The 22,044-nt window shown below is 44.4% G+C and carries 20 protein-coding genes; 8 read left to right on the top strand and 12 right to left on the bottom strand.

What is annotated here, in order from left to right; genetic code table 11:
* Nucleotides 1–43: 43 nt before the first annotated feature.
* The 6 genes from ppdD (at nt 44) to yacG (ending at nt 5,173) form a co-directional block, all read left to right on the top strand.
* On the top strand, nt 44–466 hold the full coding sequence (ppdD, locus tag BDE27_RS15400; RefSeq protein WP_099131623.1) for a prepilin peptidase-dependent pilin: 423 nt from the start codon (nt 44–46) through the stop codon (nt 464–466).
* Nucleotides 467–545: 79 nt separating this feature from the next.
* Nucleotides 546–2,090: a type II secretion system protein GspE gene (gene gspE / locus BDE27_RS15395; RefSeq protein WP_099131622.1), complete on the top strand. Its 1,545-nt coding sequence runs from the start codon at nt 546–548 to the stop codon at nt 2,088–2,090.
* On the top strand, nt 2,087–3,286 hold the full coding sequence (gene hofC / locus BDE27_RS15390; protein ID WP_099131621.1) for a protein transport protein HofC: 1,200 nt from the start codon (nt 2,087–2,089) through the stop codon (nt 3,284–3,286). The genes gspE and hofC overlap by 4 nt, the downstream gene beginning before the upstream one ends.
* Before the next feature lie 132 nt (nt 3,287–3,418).
* Nucleotides 3,419–4,042, top strand: coding sequence for a dephospho-CoA kinase (gene coaE / locus BDE27_RS15385; RefSeq protein WP_099131620.1), 624 nt, complete (start codon nt 3,419–3,421; stop codon nt 4,040–4,042).
* A complete protein-coding gene (gene zapD, locus BDE27_RS15380; protein WP_099131619.1) occupies nt 4,035–4,793 on the top strand; it encodes a cell division protein ZapD in 759 nt (252 codons plus the stop codon). Before coaE ends, zapD begins: the two co-directional genes overlap by 8 nt.
* Nucleotides 4,794–4,978: 185 nt before the next feature.
* The gene (gene yacG, locus BDE27_RS15375) at nt 4,979–5,173 is read left to right on the top strand and encodes a DNA gyrase inhibitor YacG (protein WP_099131618.1); all 195 of its coding nucleotides are present in this window, start codon (nt 4,979–4,981) and stop codon (nt 5,171–5,173) included.
* A gap of 98 nt (nt 5,174–5,271) precedes the next feature.
* Here yacG and mutT read toward each other — a convergent pair whose 3' ends face one another.
* Nucleotides 5,272–5,676: an 8-oxo-dGTP diphosphatase MutT gene (gene mutT / locus BDE27_RS15370; RefSeq protein WP_099131617.1), complete on the bottom strand. Its 405-nt coding sequence runs from the start codon at nt 5,674–5,676 to the stop codon at nt 5,272–5,274.
* Between the two features lie 230 nt (nt 5,677–5,906).
* Here mutT and BDE27_RS15365 point away from each other — a divergent pair, with 230 nt between their 5' ends.
* A complete protein-coding gene (locus tag BDE27_RS15365; RefSeq protein ID WP_099131616.1) occupies nt 5,907–7,490 on the top strand; it encodes an ATP-binding cassette domain-containing protein in 1,584 nt (527 codons plus the stop codon).
* Between the two features lie 147 nt (nt 7,491–7,637).
* Here the strand turns inward: BDE27_RS15365 and secA are convergent, their stop codons facing one another.
* A complete protein-coding gene (secA, locus tag BDE27_RS15360) occupies nt 7,638–10,346 on the bottom strand; it encodes a preprotein translocase subunit SecA (RefSeq protein ID WP_099131615.1) in 2,709 nt (902 codons plus the stop codon).
* A 93-nt stretch (nt 10,347–10,439) separates the two neighbouring features.
* Nucleotides 10,440–10,994 (bottom strand): secA translation cis-regulator SecM, encoded by a 555-nt coding sequence (secM, locus tag BDE27_RS15355; protein WP_099131614.1) that lies wholly within the window; start codon nt 10,992–10,994, stop codon nt 10,440–10,442.
* Between the two features lie 37 nt (nt 10,995–11,031).
* On the opposite strand from secM, the gene BDE27_RS15350 reads away from it, so the two are divergent.
* A complete protein-coding gene (locus BDE27_RS15350) occupies nt 11,032–11,568 on the top strand; it encodes a DUF721 domain-containing protein (protein WP_099131613.1) in 537 nt (178 codons plus the stop codon).
* A 104-nt stretch (nt 11,569–11,672) separates the two neighbouring features.
* Here BDE27_RS15350 and lpxC read toward each other — a convergent pair whose 3' ends face one another.
* The 9 genes from lpxC to murD all read right to left on the bottom strand — a co-directional run bounded on the left by lpxC (nt 11,673) and on the right by murD (nt 22,036).
* Entirely contained in the window at nt 11,673–12,590 is a 918-nt protein-coding gene (gene lpxC / locus BDE27_RS15345) for a UDP-3-O-acyl-N-acetylglucosamine deacetylase (protein ID WP_099131612.1), read from the bottom strand.
* Nucleotides 12,591–12,689: 99 nt separating this feature from the next.
* On the bottom strand, nt 12,690–13,853 hold the full coding sequence (gene ftsZ / locus BDE27_RS15340) for a cell division protein FtsZ (RefSeq protein ID WP_099131611.1): 1,164 nt from the start codon (nt 13,851–13,853) through the stop codon (nt 12,690–12,692).
* 66 nt (nt 13,854–13,919) lie between these two features.
* Nucleotides 13,920–15,176 carry a cell division protein FtsA gene (gene ftsA / locus BDE27_RS15335; protein ID WP_099131610.1) on the bottom strand — a complete coding sequence of 419 codons (1,257 nt, stop codon included), beginning with the start codon at nt 15,174–15,176 and terminating at the stop codon, nt 13,920–13,922.
* A 32-nt stretch (nt 15,177–15,208) separates the two neighbouring features.
* Nucleotides 15,209–16,024 (bottom strand): cell division protein FtsQ, encoded by an 816-nt coding sequence (ftsQ, locus tag BDE27_RS15330; protein WP_099131609.1) that lies wholly within the window; start codon nt 16,022–16,024, stop codon nt 15,209–15,211.
* A gap of 1 nt (nt 16,025) precedes the next feature.
* Entirely contained in the window at nt 16,026–16,946 is a 921-nt protein-coding gene (locus BDE27_RS15325; protein WP_099131608.1) for a D-alanine--D-alanine ligase, read from the bottom strand.
* Nucleotides 16,939–18,414: a UDP-N-acetylmuramate--L-alanine ligase gene (gene murC, locus BDE27_RS15320; RefSeq protein WP_099131607.1), complete on the bottom strand. Its 1,476-nt coding sequence runs from the start codon at nt 18,412–18,414 to the stop codon at nt 16,939–16,941. Before murC ends, BDE27_RS15325 begins: the two co-directional genes overlap by 8 nt.
* 36 nt (nt 18,415–18,450) lie before the next feature.
* Nucleotides 18,451–19,536 (bottom strand): undecaprenyldiphospho-muramoylpentapeptide beta-N-acetylglucosaminyltransferase, encoded by a 1,086-nt coding sequence (gene murG, locus BDE27_RS15315; RefSeq protein ID WP_099131606.1) that lies wholly within the window; start codon nt 19,534–19,536, stop codon nt 18,451–18,453.
* Complete coding sequence (gene ftsW, locus BDE27_RS15310) at nt 19,533–20,726, bottom strand: cell division protein FtsW (protein WP_099131605.1); 1,194 nt, start codon at nt 20,724–20,726, stop codon at nt 19,533–19,535. The genes murG and ftsW overlap by 4 nt, the downstream gene beginning before the upstream one ends.
* Nucleotides 20,726–22,036 (bottom strand): UDP-N-acetylmuramoyl-L-alanine--D-glutamate ligase, encoded by a 1,311-nt coding sequence (gene murD / locus BDE27_RS15305; protein WP_208638603.1) that lies wholly within the window; start codon nt 22,034–22,036, stop codon nt 20,726–20,728. Before murD ends, ftsW begins: the two co-directional genes overlap by 1 nt.
* Between the last annotated feature and the right edge of the window lie 8 nt (nt 22,037–22,044).

Genomic DNA, 22,044 nt, shown 5'->3' with positions numbered 1-22,044 from the left:
TTGAACATGGCAATCAACCCAGAGATGTATACAAGGAGAAAAAATGAAGCAACAAGGATTTACATTAATTGAAGTGATGGTTGTTATGGCTATCGTGTCTATTCTCGGCGCAATTGCCATTCCCAGTTATCAGGGATATATCCAAAAAGCCGCATTAACCGATATGCTACAAGCTATTGTGCCTTATAAATCTGGTGTGGAACTGTGTCGCTTCGAGGCTGAAAATTATAAAAATTGTCACTCTGGTCATCCCTCCATTCCATCAGGTCACAATAGCCGCTATATCAGCACCATCTCAGTAAAAGAGGGGGAGATAACGATAGTGGGTCAGCAAAACCTTAATGGACTCCATGCCTCGTTAAAACCTATTCAAGATACGAAGACTGGTTTCACTCAATGGAACGCGATTTGTGAATCTGAAAATGAATCGTTAAAACTAAAATGTCAGGAAACCTTGAAATTTTAAACACCTCCTTTCATTCCTGACAGGCTTTAAATGGAAGAGAAAACAATTAAGTCACGCCAATATTAAAGAAATAAAGATAATGATAAATAAGGATCATCTCTTAATGGAAAAAGAAATAAAAGAACTGTGTCAACGACATCAGGCCATTTTTATAAAAAAAGATTTCCATACGATCACAATTGCCTGTAATAAATCACCTAATGAGGATTTCATTGCTGCACTGAGATTTATTTCAGGTTTAATCGTTAATGTAGATATTTATCCACAAGCAAAAATAGAATCAATGTTGACAGAAGAAAATTCATTAATGTCAGCAAAAAATTACTGCTCAGAAAGTGATGAAGAAGAACCGTACCGTATAGATCGCCTTGATAGCCGCCATGCTCATTATAATGATGCAATACAAACCAATAATCTCCATGATGAGGAAATAGACACACCTATTATTCAATTAATTAATCAGACAATATTAACTTCAATACAAAAAAGAGCTTCAGATATTCACTTTGAACCATCTCAACGTGGCTACCAAATACGTATTCGAGTTGATGGTACATTACATACCATGCAGGCACCTCCTCCTCAAATGAATACGGGTATTCCTGCCCGCTTAAAAATTATGGCAAAGCTCAATATTGCTGAAAAACGCCAGCCTCAAGATGGGCAATTTGACTGGAGTGACAACAAAAACAGTTATGCGATTCGTATATCAACACTCCCCACACTACATGGGGAAAAAATAGTCCTGCGTATTTTAAATACCATACATCAACTATCTCTGGAACAGTTAGGGCTGCCTGAACCACAATTACAACTTTTAAAACAGAAACTCCATTTACCACAAGGGATGATTTTAGTCACTGGCCCGACGGGTAGCGGGAAAACTGTCACATTGTATAGCTGCCTGCAATATTTAAATCAGGCGCAAAAGAATATCTGTAGTGTCGAAGATCCTGTCGAAATTCCTTTAAATGGCATCAACCAAACGCCTGTTAATAACAAAATTGGTCTCGATTTCGCCAAAGTCCTCAGGGCATTATTGCGGCAAGATCCCGATATCATTATGGTTGGCGAGATCCGTGACAATGAAACCGCTGAAATATCAATGAAAGCGGCTCAAACAGGCCACTTGGTTTTATCAACCCTGCATACCAATTCCACTATTGATACGTTATCTCGCCTGCATAATCTGGGAATTTCTGGCTATACCACAACCTCATGTGTGAAATTGATTATTGCACAGCGACTGGTTCGTAAGCTCTGCCCCCATTGTCGACAACAAGACAGTATACCCACAGAAATCCCTAATATTACTGGTTCAACAGAGGGGGCTATTTCTGTAAGACCAGGTTCTACAAGACAATCATTCTCTATAAAAAAATGGAATGCGGTCGGTTGTGATCACTGTTTTTCTGGTTATTACGGCAGAACTGCCATCTATGAATTTCTCGAAATCAAACCTGAACTCCAGCAAGCCCTGTCTGAGTGTTCTAACGCCAGCCTTTCACATTTACTTGCCTTACAACAAGATGCAACGCTTTTTTCAGCAGGACTGACATTAGCGGAAAAAGGAATAACCACTCTTGAAGAGATTTATCAGATTACAGGCCATGAGACAGTATGAAAATAGAATATATTTACCAATGGCAGGCAATTAACAAGAATGGAAAAGCCATAACAGGAGAGAGTATTGGGCACAGTAAAAAAAGTGTATTCCAATACCTCAGCCATCTCGATCTTCAACCCTATGCCATTAAATGTAAAAAAATTATTTATTACAGCAAAAAGGAAGTTGCCTATCGCCTGCATTTTATTCACCAGTTAAGTACGTTACTGACTTCAGGCATCCCTTTACTCAAGGGACTGACTATTTTACTGCAAGAGTGTAAATATGCTCTCTGGCGATGTGTATTGGCGGATATAATTCAGAAAATTCGTCAGGGAGAAGCATTCTCCGCCACACTCGAACACTATCCGAAGCTATTTTCTCCCTTGTTTTGTCAACTTATCGCAGTAGGAGAACAAACCGGGCAGCTTGAAAACTGCTGCCAATTAATCATTAGTCGGTTGGAACAGCAAAATAAGCTGGGGAAGAAAATTCAAAAGGCTTATCACTATCCCTTGATAGTCGCTTTTGTGAGCTTTTTGGTTATTATTCTGATGTTGATTTTTGTTCTGCCAGAATTCCGACAAGTCTATTCTTCGCTAAATGCCACCCTGCCCTTGTTAACACGGTGGGTTCTATCAGGTTCTGATTTATTAATCCATCATGGCGTATTACTACTGTTAATAATATTTATATTATTAACCAGTTATCTATGGCTACGTCACCGTTTTCCCATTTTTAAAGCAAAAGAAAAAATGTTCTTCCTGAGACTCCCTATTTTTAAACAACTCACGATTTATCAACAAACTAATCAAATATTTCATATTCTGTTTATGACACAGAAAGCGGGATTAACACTAATGACAGGGCTTGAATGTGCCCTCAGTGCAACTCAGCATCCTGTTTTTATCGCTGGAGTGAAAAACCTGCACAGGCAAATTCAACAAGGCATTCCAATGAGTGACGCATTGAAACAAACAGCATATTTTCCTGCGTTATGCCAACAATTTATCATGATAGGTGAAGAATCAGGAGAATTAGAATTATTTTTATTCAATCTTGCAGAATGGTATCAAGAAAAGTCAATCAACCTTGCTGATAGTTTGGTTCAATCATTAGAACCTTTGTTGATGTTAATAATGGCTTTGATTGTCGGTTTATTATTACTGGCTATGTACCTGCCCATTTTTCAATTAGGCGCCATATTAACCTAACAAGGTATTTACATGTTTTGTTATCTTTTCTCAAAACTGCCAAAGCAAGAATTGTACGTGTTTGTTTATAGCCCATCAGCTTCCCTTGAGTTACAATTTGATTATGCTATCAGAGATATTTAAAGGGATAGAATGACTTATATTGTTGCACTTACGGGTGGAATTGGTAGCGGTAAAACGACTATCTCTAATGTATTTTCATCCCTTGGTGTCCCGCTTGTTGATGCAGATATTATCGCCAGAGAAGTTGTAGCGCCTGGCACCCCCGCACTACAAGCAATCACAGAACACTTTGGGGCCGATATATTATTGCCCAATGGCAGCCTTAATCGTGCCATGTTGCGCCAAAAAATTTTTGCTGCCCCAGAAGAGAAACAGTGGCTCAATGCACTTTTACATCCACTGATCCAAATAGAAACACAGCGGCAATTAAACCAGGTGACTGCCTCCTATGTCATCTGGGTAGTTCCTTTGCTCATTGAAAACAATTTAATGCATTTGGCAGAGCGTGTTTTAGTTGTTGATGTCCCAGTTGAAGTACAGATTACCCGAACCATGGCTCGTGATGGAGTAAGCCGTGAGCAAGTAGAAAATATTCTGGCTGCACAGGCCAGCCGTCAGGACAGACTGGAAAAGGCAGATGATGTCATCGTTAACCACAACAGTGAACAGGATATTACCTCTCGTGTGGTCGAGCTACATCAACAGTATTTAAAACAAGCAAAATCAGTCAGACAGGAAAACCGTAATGAGTGATGCAACCTCCACTATTATTTTTGAACATCCACTCAATGAAAAAATGCGTTCATGGTTGAGGATTGAGTCTTCACTGCAACAGTTGGAAAAACAACGTCATCTGGATTCTCAGGCGAGTAGCCTTTCGTTTTTCCGTACAATTGCTGAATTAATTGAGATCATGGAACGCGGTGAAGTCCGCTCTGAGCTATTGAAAGAGTTGGATCGCCAGCAAGCGAAATTAAAACAATGGCTCGGCGCTCCGAATGCCGATACGGCTATGATCCATAGTTTGACAGAGCAACTTAAAGAACGCAGTATTGCCTTGAACCAAGCTCCACGGCTTAACCAATTTATCAAAGAAGATCGTATTATCAGCATGGTACGTCAACGTCTCAGCATTCCTGGAGGATGTTGTAGTTTTGACTTGCCAACATTGCACCTGTGGCTGCATTTGCCACAATCTGTCAGGGATAAATCCGTCACAGCCTGGCTGGACAGCCTTCGTCCATTACAACAAGCCTTAGAAAGCATTCTGGAACTCATACGCCACTCCGCCGTTTTCACCCCTAAAATCAGCCATAACGGATTTTATCAGGGGAATGCCGATGAAGCCGATTTGTTGAGATTAAAATTGGACGTGGTACCAGATACATTGGTTTACCCACAAGTCTCCGGCTACAAAACACGTTTCGCCATCCGTTTTTTACCAATGGAGAGTGAGCATGGTGTTGTACCTGCCCATTTGTCATTTGAATTGGCCTGCTGTTAACATATGTCCAATAGATTTAAAATTGCAGAACGACAGTAAGGGAATAAACTCCCAATAACATGACTCATTCTGTATTTATATAACTCTGCATTTATCAATACATCACTGAAACAATGAGTTCAGCTAACAAAGCTGCGATATGAGAATGGAGGGTATGACCTTCAAATCAAGCGGGAGAGTGTATTATGTCTGAAGTATTGACTGTCGAATGTCCAACGTGTGGCAACACGGTAGTATGGGGAGAAATTAGTCCATATCGCCCATTTTGCAGTAAACGTTGCCAATTAATCGACTTGGGTGAATGGGCCAGCGAAGAAAAACGAATAGCAAGCCAAAGTGACTGTTCAGAAAATGATAACTGGAGCGAACAGCCTGAATAATATAAGTAATATCACGTAACGTATGTTATAGCGGTGCCTGTTTTATTTGGCGCCGCTTATATTGAATGATTTAACCACCCTAATTTATTAAAAATCCTTTAGCGTGAACCATTTTGGGTTAGAAAGCCGACAATACTACGGTTTGCTGGAGGAAATTCATCAGCAATTAATTCTGATTGTAAAACCCAACGGGAAGGTTGCCCTTCTTTACCAAACGGCTTATCTTTCCATTCATCAACCAGGAAAAAATCAAGGGTGATACTTCTATCAGGAAAATCATGTTTGATGGTGTCAATTAATTCACAATGCGTTACTGTGATCCCAACTTCTTCCTTTAATTCTCTAATCAATGCTTGTTCAGGTGTTTCTCCCTGTTCAAGTTTTCCTCCAGGGAACTCCCAAAAACCACCCATATGTGAATCAGCCCTACGCTGAGTGATAAAAATTTCATCATTGCTATTTTTAATAATACCTGCTGCAATATGCAGATGTTTTTTTTCCATAATCGCTTTTCTTACCGTCTATTATTCAACTTAAGTAACTATCCCTTGCAGATTACATTAGAATGAGTTTAAGCCGCAAATTTGTATTTCATGCAAAGTGTAATCGCTTTTTATTACCAATTACCTCTCTGGAAAAAACAAATCATGTGAAAACAAGCTGTAAACAGTGTCAGAAATTAACCTACAAATAGATTGAAATAACTATTTTAAGAATTAAGGACGCACGGTTTATGCTAAATGACGTTCAATCATTGATCGAAGCACGGCAAATCGCCTATCAATTTTCTGGTGAAACAACGCCCCTATTTTCTGGTATCGATATATTTTTAAATGCAGAACAACATGCGTTAGTTGGACGCAATGGTATTGGTAAATCCTGGCTGGCATCAATACTGGCACAGCAGACCCTTCCCACAGAAGGTAGTGTAAGACATTTTTGTGAGGTGGGCTATTTGTCACAAGATTTAACACCTTTTTCCGGTAATGCCGCGGATATGCTGGGATTAACCAAAATCATGAAAGCCAATGAACGTGTCCTGGCTGGGGTTGGTGATGAAGCAGATTTTGATGCTATGGAAGGAAACTGGGATTGGCAATTTCAAACTGAATCTTTACTGGCAGAAGGTGAACTCAATCCAAGCGTATTAAATCAACCTTTTAATTCCTTGAGCGGTGGAGAACAAACACGGATCAGGTTGTTGGCGCTGAAGCGTCAAAGCGCAGGTTTTATGATTCTGGATGAACCAAGCAATCACCTTGATCGACAAGGCCGCCTTTGGCTGGTTCAATGGTTAAGTGCTTTTGATGGCGGAGTTATGCTGGTTACCCATGATAGCCAACTATTACAGCATGTATCAGTTGTTTACGAACTCAGCGGATTAGGGTTATCCCGCAGTATCGGTGGATGGGAAATCTGGCTGGAAAGTAAAGAGCAACTCCAGCTGGACATTCAACGTGAAGTGGAGCAAACCAGAAAAAGCCTAAAACAAGCCTTACGTGATAAGCAAAAAGATCGTGAGAAGATCAGCAAAAGGCAAATTCAGGGTAAGCAACGGCGGGAAAATGCCAATCAGGCTAAAATCCTTCTTGATCACGCATTAGGACGCTCAGAAGCAACATTATCACGGATAGCAAAACAAAATGAAGAGCGATTGCAACGCAGCTCTTCATTAGCTACAGAAGCCAGAGCAAAACTCGAAATTATCGATCCGCTGTCAATCGCTGTTGCGACTCCACAAGCAGCAACTTCTCCGTTACTTTATCTTCAGGATGTCATTCTGCCCTTCGGCTCCGGCACTCCCATTAGTTTAACCATCAATAATGGTGATCGGATCGCTATCACAGGTAAAAATGGCAGCGGAAAATCCACCTTATTAAAGGTAATGACAGGTTCACTGGTTCCGAAACAGGGTATCTGTCGTATCACTTCTTCACACAGTCTGATGGATCAGCATTTTTCGTTCCTTGATAAAAACCAATCTGCGCTACATAACTTTCAATTACAGTCACCAGGCTGGACAGAAGATCGTTACCGTACTCGGTTGGCACAATTGCGTATTCGCGGTGAGGAAGCCTTGAAACCTATCGGTTATCTCAGTGGAGGAGAACAACTTAAGGTCGCGCTGGCTTGCCTGTTTTGTGGGCCATATGCACCTGCCCTACTGTTATTGGATGAACCAGATAATCATCTGGATATTGAATCACGTGAACTGCTGCAAAAAGCGCTACATGATTATACAGGAGCGATGGTACTTATTTCCCACGACGATAATTTCATTGAAAATGTAGGCAACATGCAGGAATTAGTATTGTGACAAAACCCTCAAATCTATTTCTTAAGCAAGTTCCATTGAAGAATATTCTTGCAGAATAAGATCTAAGGGTTTTCGATAAATTAACCCATGCCAGTGGTAACTGAATTCGCCACTGGCACGAATTTTTTGCTTATAAACTCACTCTACTTATAAGCGACCGTGGCAATGCTTATATTTTTTACCAGAACCACATGGGCAAGGATCATTGCGTCCAACTTTACGTTCTCCCGTTGCTATTTGAGCTTCGGCCTTTGACATCAACGCACCCTGTTCAACTTCATGACTCAAATGTTGTTGTTTTGCCAAACGCTCAGCTTCTTCACGACGCTGCTGTTCAAGCGCCTCAACTTCTTCCGGCATTCTAACCTGAACTTTGCTCAAGGTACTGATCACTTCATATTTCAGTGATTCCAGCATATTGGCAAACATGGCAAAAGATTCGCGTTTGTACTCTTGTTTTGGATCTTTCTGAGCGTAACCACGCAAGTGAATGCCTTGACGGAGGTAATCCATCGCTGCCAGGTGCTCTTTCCACAATGTATCCAGGGTTTGCAACATGATGCCTTTTTCAAAGTTACGCATCATTTCTGCACCGACAATTTCTTCTTTTTGCTTATAAACTTCTATCGCCTTCTCAAGAATACGTTCACGCAATGTTTCTTCGTGCAATTCAGGCTCTTTGTCCAACCACTCTTTGACTGGCAGATTCAAATCGAAATCGTTGCTTAAACGTTCTTGCAATCCTTCAACATCCCACATTTCTTCCAATGATTGCGGTGGAATGTAAGCATCAATTGTTGCCTTGAAGACATCTTCTCGGATGCTGGTGATAGTTTCGCTAACATCACTCACATCAAGCAAGTCGTTACGCTGAGCATAAATTGCCCTGCGCTGATCGTTCGCAACATCATCATATTCCAGCAATTGTTTACGGATATCAAAGTTACGGCTCTCAACTTTACGCTGAGCATTCGCAATAGCTTTAGTCACCCATGGGTGCTCAATTGCTTCCCCTGGCTGCATACCAAGTTTACGCATCATACCGGTCACACGATCGGAAGCAAAAATGCGCATCAAGGAATCTTCCATTGAGAGGTAGAAACGTGAAGAACCCGCATCACCCTGACGGCCTGCTCGACCACGTAACTGGTTATCTATACGGCGTGATTCATGACGTTCCGTACCGATAATATGTAAGCCGCCTGCTGCCAATACCGCATCATGGCGCTCTTGCCATTCTGCCTTGATTTTCTCGATTTGTGCTTCAGTTGGCTCTTCCAATTTAGCGATTTCCGACTGCCAACTCCCCCCCAACATGATGTCTGTACCACGTCCCGCCATGTTGGTTGCAATCGTCACTGTACCAGCCTGACCAGCCTGCGCGATGATGTCAGCTTCCAATGCGTGGAATTTTGCGTTCAGAACGTTATGTGCAATACCTGCTTTCGTTAATGCGTTAGACACCAATTCCGATTTCTCAATCGATATTGTCCCCACCAAAACAGGCTGCCCATTACTTGTCCGCTCTCTAATGTCTTCAATGATCGCCTCAATTTTTTCCACTTCTGTCATATAGACCAGATCCGATAAATCCTGACGGATCATTGGGCGATTAGTTGGAATAACGATGGTATCTAGTTTATAAATGGATCTGAATTCAAAGGCTTCCGTGTCGGCTGTCCCTGTCATCCCTGCCAATTTTTCGTATATACGGAAATAGTTCTGGAATGTGATTGAAGCCAGCGTCTGGTTTTCATTCTGAATCTCAACACCTTCTTTCGCTTCCACAGCTTGGTGCAGGCCATCAGACCAACGACGTCCTTGCATAGTACGCCCGGTATGTTCATCAACGATGATAACCTCGCCTTCTTTAACGATATAATCAACATCGCGGGTAAACAGAGCATGAGCGCGCAGAGCGGCTGTCACATGGTGCATCAGCATGATATTAGTCGGTGAATACAAGGATTCGCCTTCATCCATCAATTTGGCATCCACCAATAACTCTTCAATCAATATCAGGCCACGCTCTGTCAGGTTGACTTGGCGTGCTTTTTCATCAACAGAGAAATGTCCTTCCCCTTGGAAGGTATCTGAATCCTCTTTCTCCTGACGAACCAGTTTCGGGATCAGCTTGTCTACTTTGATATAAAGCTCAGAGCTGTCTTCCGCAGGTCCAGAAATAATCAGTGGGGTACGAGCTTCGTCGATCAGAATCGAGTCAACTTCGTCCACCAACGCATAGTGCAATTTGCGTTGAACTCGCTCTTCTGGACTAAATGCCATATTGTCACGCAAATAGTCAAAGCCAAACTCATTGTTAGTACCGTAAGTGATATCCCTAGCATAAGCTTCACGTTTTGCCGGTGCTGGCATACCCGGTAAGTTAATGCCGACACTCAAACCAAGAAACTCAAACAGTGGGCGGTTATTTTCAGCATCGCGCTGTGCCAGGTAATCGTTCACGGTCACAATGTGAACGCCTTTACCACTTAGGGCATTAAGATAAGCTGGCAATGTTGCGGTCAGTGTTTTACCTTCACCTGTACGCATCTCTGCTATACAGCGTTCATTCAAGACCATCCCGCCCAGTAGCTGCACATCAAAGTGACGCATACCAAATACACGTTTACTGGCTTCACGCACAGTAGCAAACGCTTCTGGCAGAATTTTATCCAGTGATTCTCCCTCTTTTAAACGGGCACGAAATTGCTCTGTCTTCGCTTTCAGTTCTTCATCAGAGAGTTTTTCAAAATCCGGCTCCATGCGGCTGATTTCATCAACCACTTTGCGCAAACGACGCAAGGTACGGTCATTACGGCTACCAAAAATCTTTGTCAGTAATTTAATCAGCATAATTAGTACATCTCAAATAGGGCTATTGTTGTAGCCAATCAATCATTTATTAAAAATTGCCTTATTACACTTCATTGAAATAAGGCAGTAGCATTAAAGCAAAAATAGATGATTGAGCGTTGGCCCTGCCCTAATTCCCTGAACTTTAGCAATCCAGAGAGCTGGAGTATGGGTATCAGGAAGCACGGCATCAGCCAGCGCAACATCTGAGATCATTTCTTCAAATGGCGCTGGTGCTTGTGTCAGCATAGCATGCAACGTATCCAGCATCAGTTGTTGCATGGATGGAGAAGAAATCCGGGTACTTTCTTTTGCGCCTTCGTACTTGATTGGTTCTGCAACCGAAAAAGCAAAAGAAAGTTGACGGATCACATTACGAACGGCATGTTGCTGCCAATAATTTAAATAATTAGCGGGTTGGCGCTGGACACTTTTTAATTGGAGTAAGTGTAATTTAAATAAGTGCTCAAAAGAGGAAAATGCCTGGTGACGGCTTCCTTGGGCAGAAGAGGTATTTGTATGATGCAGACTTTCTGCCACTCCAGCGAAAACAGTAGGAACACCAATTCCTGTAGCAACCATGCCCAGTAAAAGGTGAGACCAAAAATAACGCCTACCAAATTGTCGCCAAAGATTTAAAATACTCATTAATCCTTCATTAATAAATACTGGAACTGCCCTTATTATGCGAGATAGCCGCCCACAATCACTGGATAAGCTGTTTGAAGACGCGGCAACTGTCGGAAAAAGCCCACTTCAAATCATTCAACAACATGCCATCGCATTATTGAAACTCAACCGTGCCGTTCTCAGTTTGCTTCCTGCACAATTGCACCCATGGTGCAGGGTTGCCAATTATCGCAAACAAATTCTGGTACTGGAAGCAGGAAATGCCAGTTGGATGACCCGGCTGCGTTATGAAATTCCTGTCTTGCTGTCTACATTGAGGAGCGAAATTCTACCATCTTTATCCTCAATCGACATCAGGATTAACCCATCATTAATGGTTAAGTGTGATAATAATGAACAAGGATTCTCAAAATTATCAACAAAAGTACTCAGTAATGATAATCAGGAATTACCAAAGCGCCAGCTCACTCATGAAAGCGCAAAAACATTAATGATATTGGCTGAAAACAGCCCTGAAAAATTAAAAAGGAAATTGGAGCGGTTGGCTGCGCTGGCCGGAGAGGGTACCAGTACAGCCAAAAAGAAGCGTTAGCGCTGAATAAAAAACATCAGCGAAAGAAGCGTGACAGATAGCATAACCCATTGGGGCATCATAGGAATGTTCTCAACATTCTTTATCAATACACATGTCAGCCATTATGCCAACACCAGTGATGGAGCGCGGAAAGCCAATGGCATTTCAGCTTCATCTTCAAATGTGACAAATTCCCAAGCGCTTTCCTGTGCTAAAACAGTTTGCAGTAACTTGTTGTTTAGTGCATGGCCTGATTTAAACGCAGTAAAGGCACCAATGATATTATACCCACACATGAATAGATCGCCGATGGCGTCCAACATTTTATGGCGGACGAATTCATCTTTAAAACGCAAACCATCTTCATTGAGTACACGGTAGTCATCAACGACAATCGCACAATCAAAGCTGCCACCAAGGCACAAGCCTTTAGATTGCAAATACTCAATATCACGCATAAATCCGAAAGTACGCGCACGACTAATCTGGCGAACAAACGAATCCGCAGAGAACTCCAGTCCATAGCGCTGGGTACTCGCATCAATCGCCGGATGATTAAAGTCGATGGTAAAATCCAGACTGAAACCATGATAAGGTGCCAATTCAGCCCATTTATCACCGTCTTCCACACGGACGCTTTCTTTCATTCGCACGAATTTCTTCGCGACATTCAGCTCTTCAATACCCGCATCCAATAACAGGAAAACAAACGGGCTAGCGCTGCCATCCATAATCGGGATCTCTGGTGCATCGACTTCAATAACAATATTATCGATCCCTAAACCTGCCAGCGCTGCATTCAAATGTTCAACTGTTGAAATACGCACATTATGCTCATTCACCAGACAAGTACAGAGCATAGTATCACGCACAGATTTGGCATCTGCCGGAAAATCAACCGGAGGATTCAAGTCAGTACGACGATAGATGACCCCGGTATTAGCCGGCGCTGGACGCATTGTCAGCGTGACTTTTTTACCGGTGTGCAAACCGACGCCGGTCGCTTGAACAATACGTTTTAGTGTCCTTTGTTTGATCATCGTTTATATCTCGCAATGTTACTTATCCCGCCAATCACTATAATGTATGACTGGCAGGATAGTTTAACACAAAAAGCGGAGAAGCCAATTTTTTAGCAATTAATCAGCCTGCTTACGCAAAAATGCAGGAATGTCCAGATAATCAGGCTCTTTACTCGTATGTGCATTTTGGTCATTGACGACTTTTGCTACCGTTTTGTTCTCATCAGATAATGAAGAGATTCCGCCAGATATCTGCTGGTAACGGCGCTCCATCGGGTTTGTCTGAGGAGCCTTGTTATTGGTCACCAGGGTGATTTCTGGACGTTTGTCCATGCCAATGCCTGTTGCCACAACGGTTACACGCAGCTCATCATTCATATCTGGATCCAGTGACGTACCGATAACCACCGTTGCATTATCAGAAGCAAATGCACGGATTGTGTTACCCACTGTTTCAAATTCATCCAAACGCAGGTCGAAGCCCGCAGTAATGTTAACCAGAACGCCACGTGCGCCAGAAAGATCAATATCTTCCAACAATGGGCTGGAGATAGCCATCTCTGCGGCTTCTTCCGCACGATCTTCACCTTGTGCAATACCTGATCCCATCATGGCGTAACCCATTTCCGACATCACGGTACGAACGTCAGCGAAGTCAACATTCATCAGACCTGGACGAGTAATCAGTTCAGCAATACCCTGAACCGCGCCTTTCAGAACATCATTGGCTGCACCGAATGCATCCAACAGGGAAATGCCTCGTCCCAGGACTTTCAATAACTTGTCATTTGGAATAGTGATCAGTGAATCCACATGCTTGGATAATTCAGTGATCCCTTGTTCCGCGAAGGCCATACGTTTTTTGCCTTCAAAATTAAAGGGTTTAGTAACAACAGCAACGGTCAAAATACCAAGTTCTTTGGCAATTTCAGCCACAACAGGTGCGGCCCCCGTTCCCGTGCCACCGCCCATACCAGCGGCAATAAATACCATATCTGCACCTTCCAGTGCAGTACGCAATGATTCGCGGTCTTCTTCTGCAGCAGTACGACCAACCTCAGGGTTCGCACCAGCGCCTAATCCTTTCGTAATGCCGTTGCCAATCTGGATAGTTTGACCAACAGCCGTCTTACGCAGTGCTTGAGCGTCCGTGTTAACCGCAAAGAAGTCAACTCCTTCAATACGCTCACGCACCATGTGCTCCACAGCATTACCGCCGCCGCCGCCGACGCCGATGACTTTAATCACCGCGTCGTTGGTTAATTCCAGTGGTTCAAACATAATTTCTCTCCGTTTTGTGCCTTTATATCGAGGCCGGCGACATTGTCATGGCCTCTGTATAAAAAATCAAAATTCTTTTTTCAGCCAGTTGCTGACTTTCTTAAACCAGCCACTTACTGACGTTCTTTTATCGGCATCGGAATCTCCGCCAAGGTGGGATTCTTTGCCATAATGCAGAAGTCCAACCGCTGTTGAGTAGCAAGACTCCTGCACATAATCTGTCAATCCAGTGATGTTCAGAGGGCGGCCAATGCGAACCTGGGTATGAAATACCCGCTGAGCACACTCGACCAGACCATCAATCTGGGCGCCTCCTCCTGTCAGGACAATCCCTGCCGCCAGGTGGTGTTTTACTCCCTGCCGCCGCAATTGCTCCTGCAATCGCAAAATTTCATCGTTCACTAAGTTCAGCAGTTCGGTATAACGGGGTTCGATCACTTCAGCTAATGTTTGGCGCTGTAAGCTACGAGGAAGGCGTCCTCCCACACTTGGGACTTCTACACTCTCATCCTTGCTCACTATCGAACCCAATGCGCAGCCATGACGAACTTTGATGGTTTCAGCATCACTGGGAGGGGTACCAAACGCATAGGCGATATCACTGGTCACTACATTGCCTGCATAAGGAATTACCTTGGTATGACGCAATGCACCACCAGTATATACAGCGATATCCATCGTCCCGCCGCCGATATCAACGACACAGACCCCCAATTCACGTTCATCTTCTGTTAACACAGCATAACTTGCTGCCAGTCCTGCAAAAATAAGTTGATCAACTTTCAACCCACAACGTTCTACAGCTTTTACGATGTTTTTCGCCATGTCGTTATGGCAGGTAATCAAGTGGACTTTCGCCTGCATACGCACACCAGAGAGTCCAACTGGATTTTTGATCCCTTCCTGATAGTCAATCGCGTATTCCTGTGGGATCACATGCAAAATACGGTGTTCATCACGAACACGAACTGACTTAGCTGTATGGACAACACTGTCCACATCATCCTGTGTAACTTCTTCTTCTGAAACCGGCACCATGCCAATTTCGTTCTGGCAACTAATATGCTTGCCGGAAAGCGCCAGATAGACTGAAGATATCTGGCAATCCGCCATGAGTTCAGCCTGATCAATGGCACGCTGTACGCACTTGACGACCGATTCAAGATCGTTGACACCGCCTTTGTCCATGCCGCGGGATGGGCAACTTCCTACTCCGATAATATTAACCATACCATCGGGCAGAATTTCACCAACCAGAGCAGATACCTTTGCTGTACCGATTTCAAGGCCAACTACCAATTTTCTGTCCGTTGATTTGATCATCGTTATTCTGCCTGTCTCTGTATTATTACCAGTCACTGTTTGTTTTCTTGCCCGTTCATTGAAACAGGCGTATCAGTTAATAAAGGAGCCCAACCTACCGCAGCACCACTGTCATAACGTAAGTCAACATAAGCCACACGTTTTTCAGTGTTTCTCAACAACACAGGATAAAGTTCAACAAAACGTTTCATTCGTTCCATTTTATCTCGATTTCCTAGCTCTAAACGGATATCGTTATCCAAAATCAGTTGCCAGGCATTACGCGCAGTCATGATCACTACTTTTAATTTCATCTGGTGTTTTCCAAGAAAAGTCGCCATTGTGTGGTATTCATTCAATGCGTCTTTTTCTTTGCCTTCTGGCCCATACAACATCGGATACTGCGCATTTGCACTGCGCTCTATAGGTAAGCTAAATACCCGACCTTCAGCATCCAACAGTTGGGTATCATTCCAGCGCGCATAAGGTACGTATTCTACCAGATGTATTTTAAGTTCATCAGGCCATTGTTTCCGAACAGTGACCTGCCGGATCCACGGCAGTTGTTCAATCTTTTCCTGAATGACGTTGACATCCTGAGTCATAAATGTTCCTGGAGATCCCAGGGACAAAATAGCCTGCCTTACATCATCATTCGTGGTGTAATGGCGCTCACCAGTCAGTACCAGCTTTGAGAGCGGTAATCTGCTAGGATCTTTCATCCAGTCCAGTGTCATCCAGCCCCCCCATATGATGGTGCCAACCACCATCAAGAAGAAGGCAATCCCTGCCAGATAGTAACCATTACTGGGACGAGATCTCTGCGTTTCACCCTCCCGCTCCCGGCTATTCCGGGCTGCCTGCGACATATTAATCAGCCAACTCCAAAATTCTCGCTACGAGTTGAGAAAAACTTAATCCAGCCTGACGCGCAGCAGTTGGCACAAGGCTATGGCTGGTCATACCAGGGGAAGTATTCGCTTCCAACAAATAGAAATTACCATTCCCATCATCCATGATATCGACTCGCCCCCAACCATGACATCCCAGCACCTTGTACGCCTTTGAGGCAATATCTAATAGCTCTTGCTCTTTTTCCGCACTCAAACCGCTTGGACAAAAATATTGCGTTTGGTTGGAGATATATTTCGCATCATAATCATAAAATGTGTTTGAAGCCTGAATACGGATAGAAGGAAGAGCCTCGTCCCCCAAAAATCCGACGGTATATTCAGGACCAAATAGCCATTTTTCAACCAATACATCAGTATCGTATTTAAATGCCAGCTCCAGGGCGTTACGCAATTCGGCATATTCATTCACCTTAGTCATCCCTACGCTGGAGCCTTCCAGATTCGGTTTAACCATTAATGGCAGACCTAATTCTTGAACATACTCTTTGAGTTGAAAATCATTAAGTTGTTCAAATTTTGAAGAATTAATTACGACATAAGGTGAAATAGGCAGTTTTGCTCCCTGCCAGAGTTGTTTTGTGCGCATTTTGTCCATTGACAAGGCACATGCCATTACTCCGCTGCCGGTATAAGGAATTTGCAAAAACTCAAGCAAACCTTGCAACGTACCATCCTCACCACCGCGACCATGCAGTGCGATGAAGACTTTATTGAATCCTTCCTCTTTGAGTTTAGTCACATCAAAGTCTTTTGTATCAACTGAATAAGCATTAATGCCTGCTTCCTTCAGCCCTGCCACAACCGCATGTCCTGATTGCAATGAAACTTCGCGTTCAGCGGAAGTTCCGCCCAACAGAACAGCAACTTTATCAACCATGATGTCCTCCCTCATAAAAAGATGGCTGCAATTTTGTTTCAGCCAAATTGCGCGCTATTTTACCGATATTACCGGCACCCTGTACCAAAACTAAGTCATTGTTTTCTATCACCTGCGACAGAATGATTGAAACTTGTTCAGGCTCTGATACAAAAATCGGGTCCAACTTGCCACGACTGCGGATAGTACGGCATAAAGAACGGCTATCCGCGCCTGGGATCGGTGTTTCACCTGCGGCATACACATCCAACATTAATAAAACATCTACCTGACTCAGGACATTGGCAAAATCATCATATAAATCACGAGTTCTTGTATAACGGTGTGGCTGGAATACCATGACAATGCGTTTATCACTCCACCCCGCTCGTGCCGCTTTAATCGTGGCATCAACTTCTGTTGGGTGGTGACCATAATCATCGACCAACATCACGCTACCTTCTTTGCCACTGATATGTTTAAGAGGAAAATCCCCCAGAAAATCAAAGCGGCGTCCGGTTCCCTGAAACTCGGCCAGAGACGCCAGAATAGCGGTATCATCAATGCCTTCTTCTGTTGCCACTGCAACCGCAGCAGTTGCATTCAGCGCATTGTGGCGGCCAGGGGCATTTAACACCACATGCAAATCCGGCAAATCCAATCGGCTGATAGTGAAAAATCCCTGAGCGCCTTTCTGCTCATAATGGGTAATACGGACGTCTGCTTCCTCACTGAAACCATAGGTCGTGATATAACGCCCAATGCGGGGAATCAGTTCTTTCACGACAGGATCGTCAATACACATAACCGCACGCCCATAAAATGGCAGGTTATGCAGGAAGTTAACGAATGTTTGCTTTAAGTTTTCGAAATCCCCTTGATAGGTATCCATGTGGTCGGCTTCAATATTGGTAACAACCGCCATCATGGGCTGCAAGTGCAAGAATGAAGCATCACTTTCATCTGCTTCTGCAATCAGATAACGGCTACTACCTAAGCGAGCGTGCGTGCCCGCCGCTTTGACCAACCCACCATTCACAAATGTAGGATCAAGACCCGCCTGTGCATAAATGCCAGCAATCATTGCCGTCGTCGTGGTTTTTCCATGTGTTCCCGCAACAGCGATACCGTGGCGATAACGCATAAGCTCTGCCAGCATTTCCGCACGGCGGATCACTGGAATTCTCGCTTCACGTGCAGCCACAATTTCGGGGTTTTCCGCCGAAATAGCCGTGGATGCCACCACTACACTAGCGTCCCGCACATTTTCTGGACGGTGATTAAAATAAATAGTTGCACCCAGTGCAATCAATTGCTGTGTGACAGGATTGGGTGCCAGATCAGAACCACTTATCTGATAACCTTCATTAGCCAACACCTCGGCGATACCACCCATGCCAGCACCACCGATGCCAACAAAGTGGATATGCCTGACTTTTCTCATTTCAGGCACTGAAGCTCTTAATTTCGCCAACTGTTGTGTATTCACGTTTTAATCTTCACTCGTTATGTTTACATCACCGTTCTACCTGGAACGGCCTGAATGATTCTCTACAGCCTCAATCAATGCTGCTGCTACACGCTCGGTTGCATTAATGATAGATACTGAGCGTGCTTTTTCTGCCATTTCTAACAATTGTGGGCGTTGCCACTGGGTCAATAACCCGACGACCGCATCAACCGTAAATTCGGGCTGTTCGAGTATCTTTGCGGCTCCCGCTTTTTCCAGAGGCAAGGCATTCCAATATTGCTGTCGATCTTTATGCTGGAAAGGAACAAAAATCGCCGGTAAGCCTGCGGCGGAAATTTCACTGACCGTAAGTGCACCAGAACGGCATACGACAATATCAGCCCACGCATAAGCCTGCGCCATATCATCAATAAATTCAGTCACTTTGAATTCAGTTTTAACCGAATCTTCATATTGTTTCTGCGTCTCTTCCCTGGCGCCCTTGCCTGCCTGATGCCATAAAGTGATTTTATCGCCCAAGCGAGCGGCAACTTCTGGCATAGTTTGGTTCAGAACCCTGGCACCTTGACTACCGCCAACGACCAGCACTCGAACAGATCCTTCACGCCCAGCCAAACGCCGCATTGGTTCTGGCAATGCCAATACATCCTCCCTTACCGGGTTACCAACAACCGGCGCGCTGGGGAATGCTCCTGGAAATGCCTGTAAAACTGTTTTGGCAATTTTGGCTAACCAACGATTAGTGAGCCCCGCAATGCCATTTTGCTCATGCAATACCACCGGAATGCCACACAACCATGCCGCGATTCCACCTGGCCCAGAGACATATCCTCCCATCCCCAGCACCACATCGGGCTGATAACGGCGTATAATGGCTTTTGCCTGTCGAATAGCCTTAAAAATTCTAATTGGGGCAGCAAGTAACGCTTTAATCCCCTTGCCCCGCAAACCTGAAATCTGAATAAATTCGATATCAATGCCATGTTTCGGAACTAAATCAGCCTCCATGCGATCCGCGGTTCCCAACCAGCGAATATCCCACCCCTGCTCTTTTAAATGGTGGGCAACGGCCAGGCCTGGGAACACATGCCCCCCTGTACCACCAGCCATCACCATCAAACGCCGGTTTTTGCCACTCATTTAGGGCTCCTTACAAACGCCTGTGCTTTTGCCAGACGTACTTCATAATCAATTCGCAACAACAAGACGATGGCCGTTGACATCACTATCAAACTAGAACCACCGTAACTGACTAAAGGTAATGTTAATCCTTTGGTTGGCAACATACCTGCCGCCGCGCCAACGTTAATGAACGCCTGAAAGCTGAACCATATGCCGATGGCGCAAGCCAAAAAACCAGAAAACCGTTGATTAAGCTGCAATGCCCGACGACCGATCATCATGGCACGGAAAGCGACGAAGAATACCATTGCCAGCACTAAAACCACACCGAAATAACCCAATTCTTCGGCCAGAATGGAGAAAATAAAGTCAGTATGGGCCTCTGGCAGATATTCGAGTTTCTGAACTGAATTTCCCAGTCCTTGTCCAAAGAAGTCGCCACGACCAAATGCCATTAACGATTGGGTTAACTGATAACCACTGCCAAAAGGATCTTCCCACGGGTCCAGAAAAGAGGTCACCCTGCGTATACGATAAGGTTCAGCAACAATCAGTACGCACACGGCAAATATTCCGCAGCCAATAATGGCCAGGAACTGCCACAATTTCGCACCTGCCAGAAACAGCAGTGCCAAAGTTGTTACAAATAACACCACCACTGTCCCCAAATCGGGCTGTGCTAACAACAAAATTGCCAGTGCAACCATGACACTCATCGGTTTGCAAAATCCCCAGAAGTTGTTTCTTACTTCCTCAACTTTTCTAACCAAGTAGCTGGAGAGATAACAAAAAAGTGATAGTTTCGACAATTCTGCCGGCTGAATGCGTAATGGGCCAATCGCTACCCAACGTGATGCCCCATTGACTGAACTTCCCACAAACAGCACCACAACCAGCATCATGATTGTCACTAATAACATGACATTGCTATAACGCAGCCAGAAGTCCATCGGAATGCGCAGCGTAATAAGGGACAAGAAAAAGCACAGTGACAAATAAATGGCATCACGTCGTGCAAAGATAAAAGGATCTTGGGCAAGGCGCTGCCCAACGGGCATTGATGCCGACGTTACCATGACAAAGCCAATCACAGCCAACCCTAATATCATCCAGACCAGGGTACGATCATACATAACGGTATCTGTGGCATCGGTCTCCACATTTCCCGCTAACCAAGTTTTAAATTTACCAAGGCCTGGAAGGGTCATCAGCCTAACTCCTCTGCCAAACGGGCAAATTCATGACCACGATGTTCAAAACCATTGAACTGATCGAAGCTCGCACAAGCGGGTGACAGCAGTACCATGTCGCCAGAAATCAGCCTGGGTGCAATTTCTCTCATCGCCTGTTCCATTGTTTTTGTCAGTGTTGCAATTTCCGGGCGCAATTGTGCTAGCTGCCCTCCATCACGACCAAAACAGTAAAGACGAATATGATCTCCAGATATATAGGGTTTCAATGGGGTAAAATCTGCCGCTTTTCCATCTCCCCCCAATAAAAGATAGAGTGTCCCTTCCGGCTTCAATCCACTGAGTGCCGCCTGGGTACTGCCAACATTGGTCGCCTTAGAATCATTCACCCAACGGACACCATTTCTCATGTGAATCACCTGAAAACGGTGTTCTAGTCCAGCGCAAGTACGTAAAGCCTGAAGGCTGGCCGCACGAGGAATACCTACAGCATCTGCCAGTGCTAACGCTGCCAATCCATTGGCATAGTTATGTTGCCCAGCCAACTGCATTTCACGTGTTGCCAGCACAGGATGTTGATTAACCATCAGTTGTTGGTGTTTACTATCAAGCTGATAATCACCACTACCCACACCAAAGCTGATACAACGGCTGTCTTTGCCTGTTTCTGGTAGTGTCAGAGCATCCTGTTCATTGACCACACAAATTTTTGCCTGATTGTAAATACGCAACTTTGCTGCACGATACTGTGCCAACCCTTTGGGATAACGAACCATGTGGTCTTCGGTCACATTCAATACCGTCGCTGCCGCTGCTTTTAAGCTGTAAGTTGTTTCAAGTTGGAAACTGGACAGCTCCAGTACATAAAGCTGACAAGGCTGTTTCAGCAATTCCAGTGCAGGGATACCAATGTTGCCCCCCACACCAACCTGCCACCCCGCTGTTTTCGCCATTTCGCCAAGTAGGGTAGTCACGGTACTTTTACCATTTGAACCCGTAATGGCAACGATTGGCGCAGTCGCTTCGCGGCAAAACAGTTCAATATCGCCGATAATTTCAACACCAACATCAGCCGCCGCTTGCAATTCAGGCGTTGACAGCGCAATCCCTGGGCTGGCAACGATTAAATCGGCATCCATCAACCATTGTGTATTCAGGCTGCCGGTGTGACATTCGACACTATCAGGCAGCTTATCGCGGCCCGGTGGCACTATGCGGGTATCCATCACACGTGGGATCACGTCACGTGTAATAAAAAAGTCAACGCAGGACAAACCTGTCAGCCCTAAACCAACGATAACAACTTTTTTACCCTTGTATTCCGTCATGAGACGCT

The sequence above is a fragment of the Xenorhabdus ehlersii genome (genome assembly GCF_003610465.1).
Classification (GTDB): domain Bacteria; phylum Pseudomonadota; class Gammaproteobacteria; order Enterobacterales; family Enterobacteriaceae; genus Xenorhabdus; species Xenorhabdus ehlersii.
This window is presented reverse-complemented; position numbering and strand designations above follow the sequence as displayed.

Excerpts from the sequence above, each read along its gene's own strand:
- ftsZ (WP_099131611.1), bottom strand. The coding sequence starts at position 13,853 with ATGTTTGAACCACTGGAATTAACCAACGACGCGGTGATTAAAGTCATC.
- secA (WP_099131615.1), bottom strand. The coding sequence starts at position 10,346 with ATGCTGATTAAATTACTGACAAAGATTTTTGGTAGCCGTAATGACCGT.
- ftsW (WP_099131605.1), bottom strand. The coding sequence starts at position 20,726 with ATGACCCTTCCAGGCCTTGGTAAATTTAAAACTTGGTTAGCGGGAAAT.
- BDE27_RS15325 (WP_099131608.1), bottom strand. The coding sequence starts at position 16,946 with ATGGTTGATAAAGTTGCTGTTCTGTTGGGCGGAACTTCCGCTGAACGC.
- zapD (WP_099131619.1), top strand. The coding sequence starts at position 4,035 with ATGAGTGATGCAACCTCCACTATTATTTTTGAACATCCACTCAATGAA.
- ftsQ (WP_099131609.1), bottom strand. The coding sequence starts at position 16,024 with ATGTCGCAGGCAGCCCGGAATAGCCGGGAGCGGGAGGGTGAAACGCAG.
- murD (WP_208638603.1), bottom strand. The coding sequence starts at position 22,036 with ATGACGGAATACAAGGGTAAAAAAGTTGTTATCGTTGGTTTAGGGCTG.
- BDE27_RS15350 (WP_099131613.1), top strand. The coding sequence starts at position 11,032 with ATGCGAGATAGCCGCCCACAATCACTGGATAAGCTGTTTGAAGACGCG.
- lpxC (WP_099131612.1), bottom strand. The coding sequence starts at position 12,590 with ATGATCAAACAAAGGACACTAAAACGTATTGTTCAAGCGACCGGCGTC.
- ftsA (WP_099131610.1), bottom strand. The coding sequence starts at position 15,176 with ATGATCAAATCAACGGACAGAAAATTGGTAGTTGGCCTTGAAATCGGT.
- secM (WP_099131614.1), bottom strand. The coding sequence starts at position 10,994 with ATGAGTATTTTAAATCTTTGGCGACAATTTGGTAGGCGTTATTTTTGG.
- BDE27_RS15365 (WP_099131616.1), top strand. The coding sequence starts at position 5,907 with ATGCTAAATGACGTTCAATCATTGATCGAAGCACGGCAAATCGCCTAT.
- coaE (WP_099131620.1), top strand. The coding sequence starts at position 3,419 with ATGACTTATATTGTTGCACTTACGGGTGGAATTGGTAGCGGTAAAACG.
- hofC (WP_099131621.1), top strand. The coding sequence starts at position 2,087 with ATGAAAATAGAATATATTTACCAATGGCAGGCAATTAACAAGAATGGA.
- ppdD (WP_099131623.1), top strand. The coding sequence starts at position 44 with ATGAAGCAACAAGGATTTACATTAATTGAAGTGATGGTTGTTATGGCT.
- murG (WP_099131606.1), bottom strand. The coding sequence starts at position 19,536 with ATGAGTGGCAAAAACCGGCGTTTGATGGTGATGGCTGGTGGTACAGGG.
- gspE (WP_099131622.1), top strand. The coding sequence starts at position 546 with ATGATAAATAAGGATCATCTCTTAATGGAAAAAGAAATAAAAGAACTG.
- mutT (WP_099131617.1), bottom strand. The coding sequence starts at position 5,676 with ATGGAAAAAAAACATCTGCATATTGCAGCAGGTATTATTAAAAATAGC.
- yacG (WP_099131618.1), top strand. The coding sequence starts at position 4,979 with ATGTCTGAAGTATTGACTGTCGAATGTCCAACGTGTGGCAACACGGTA.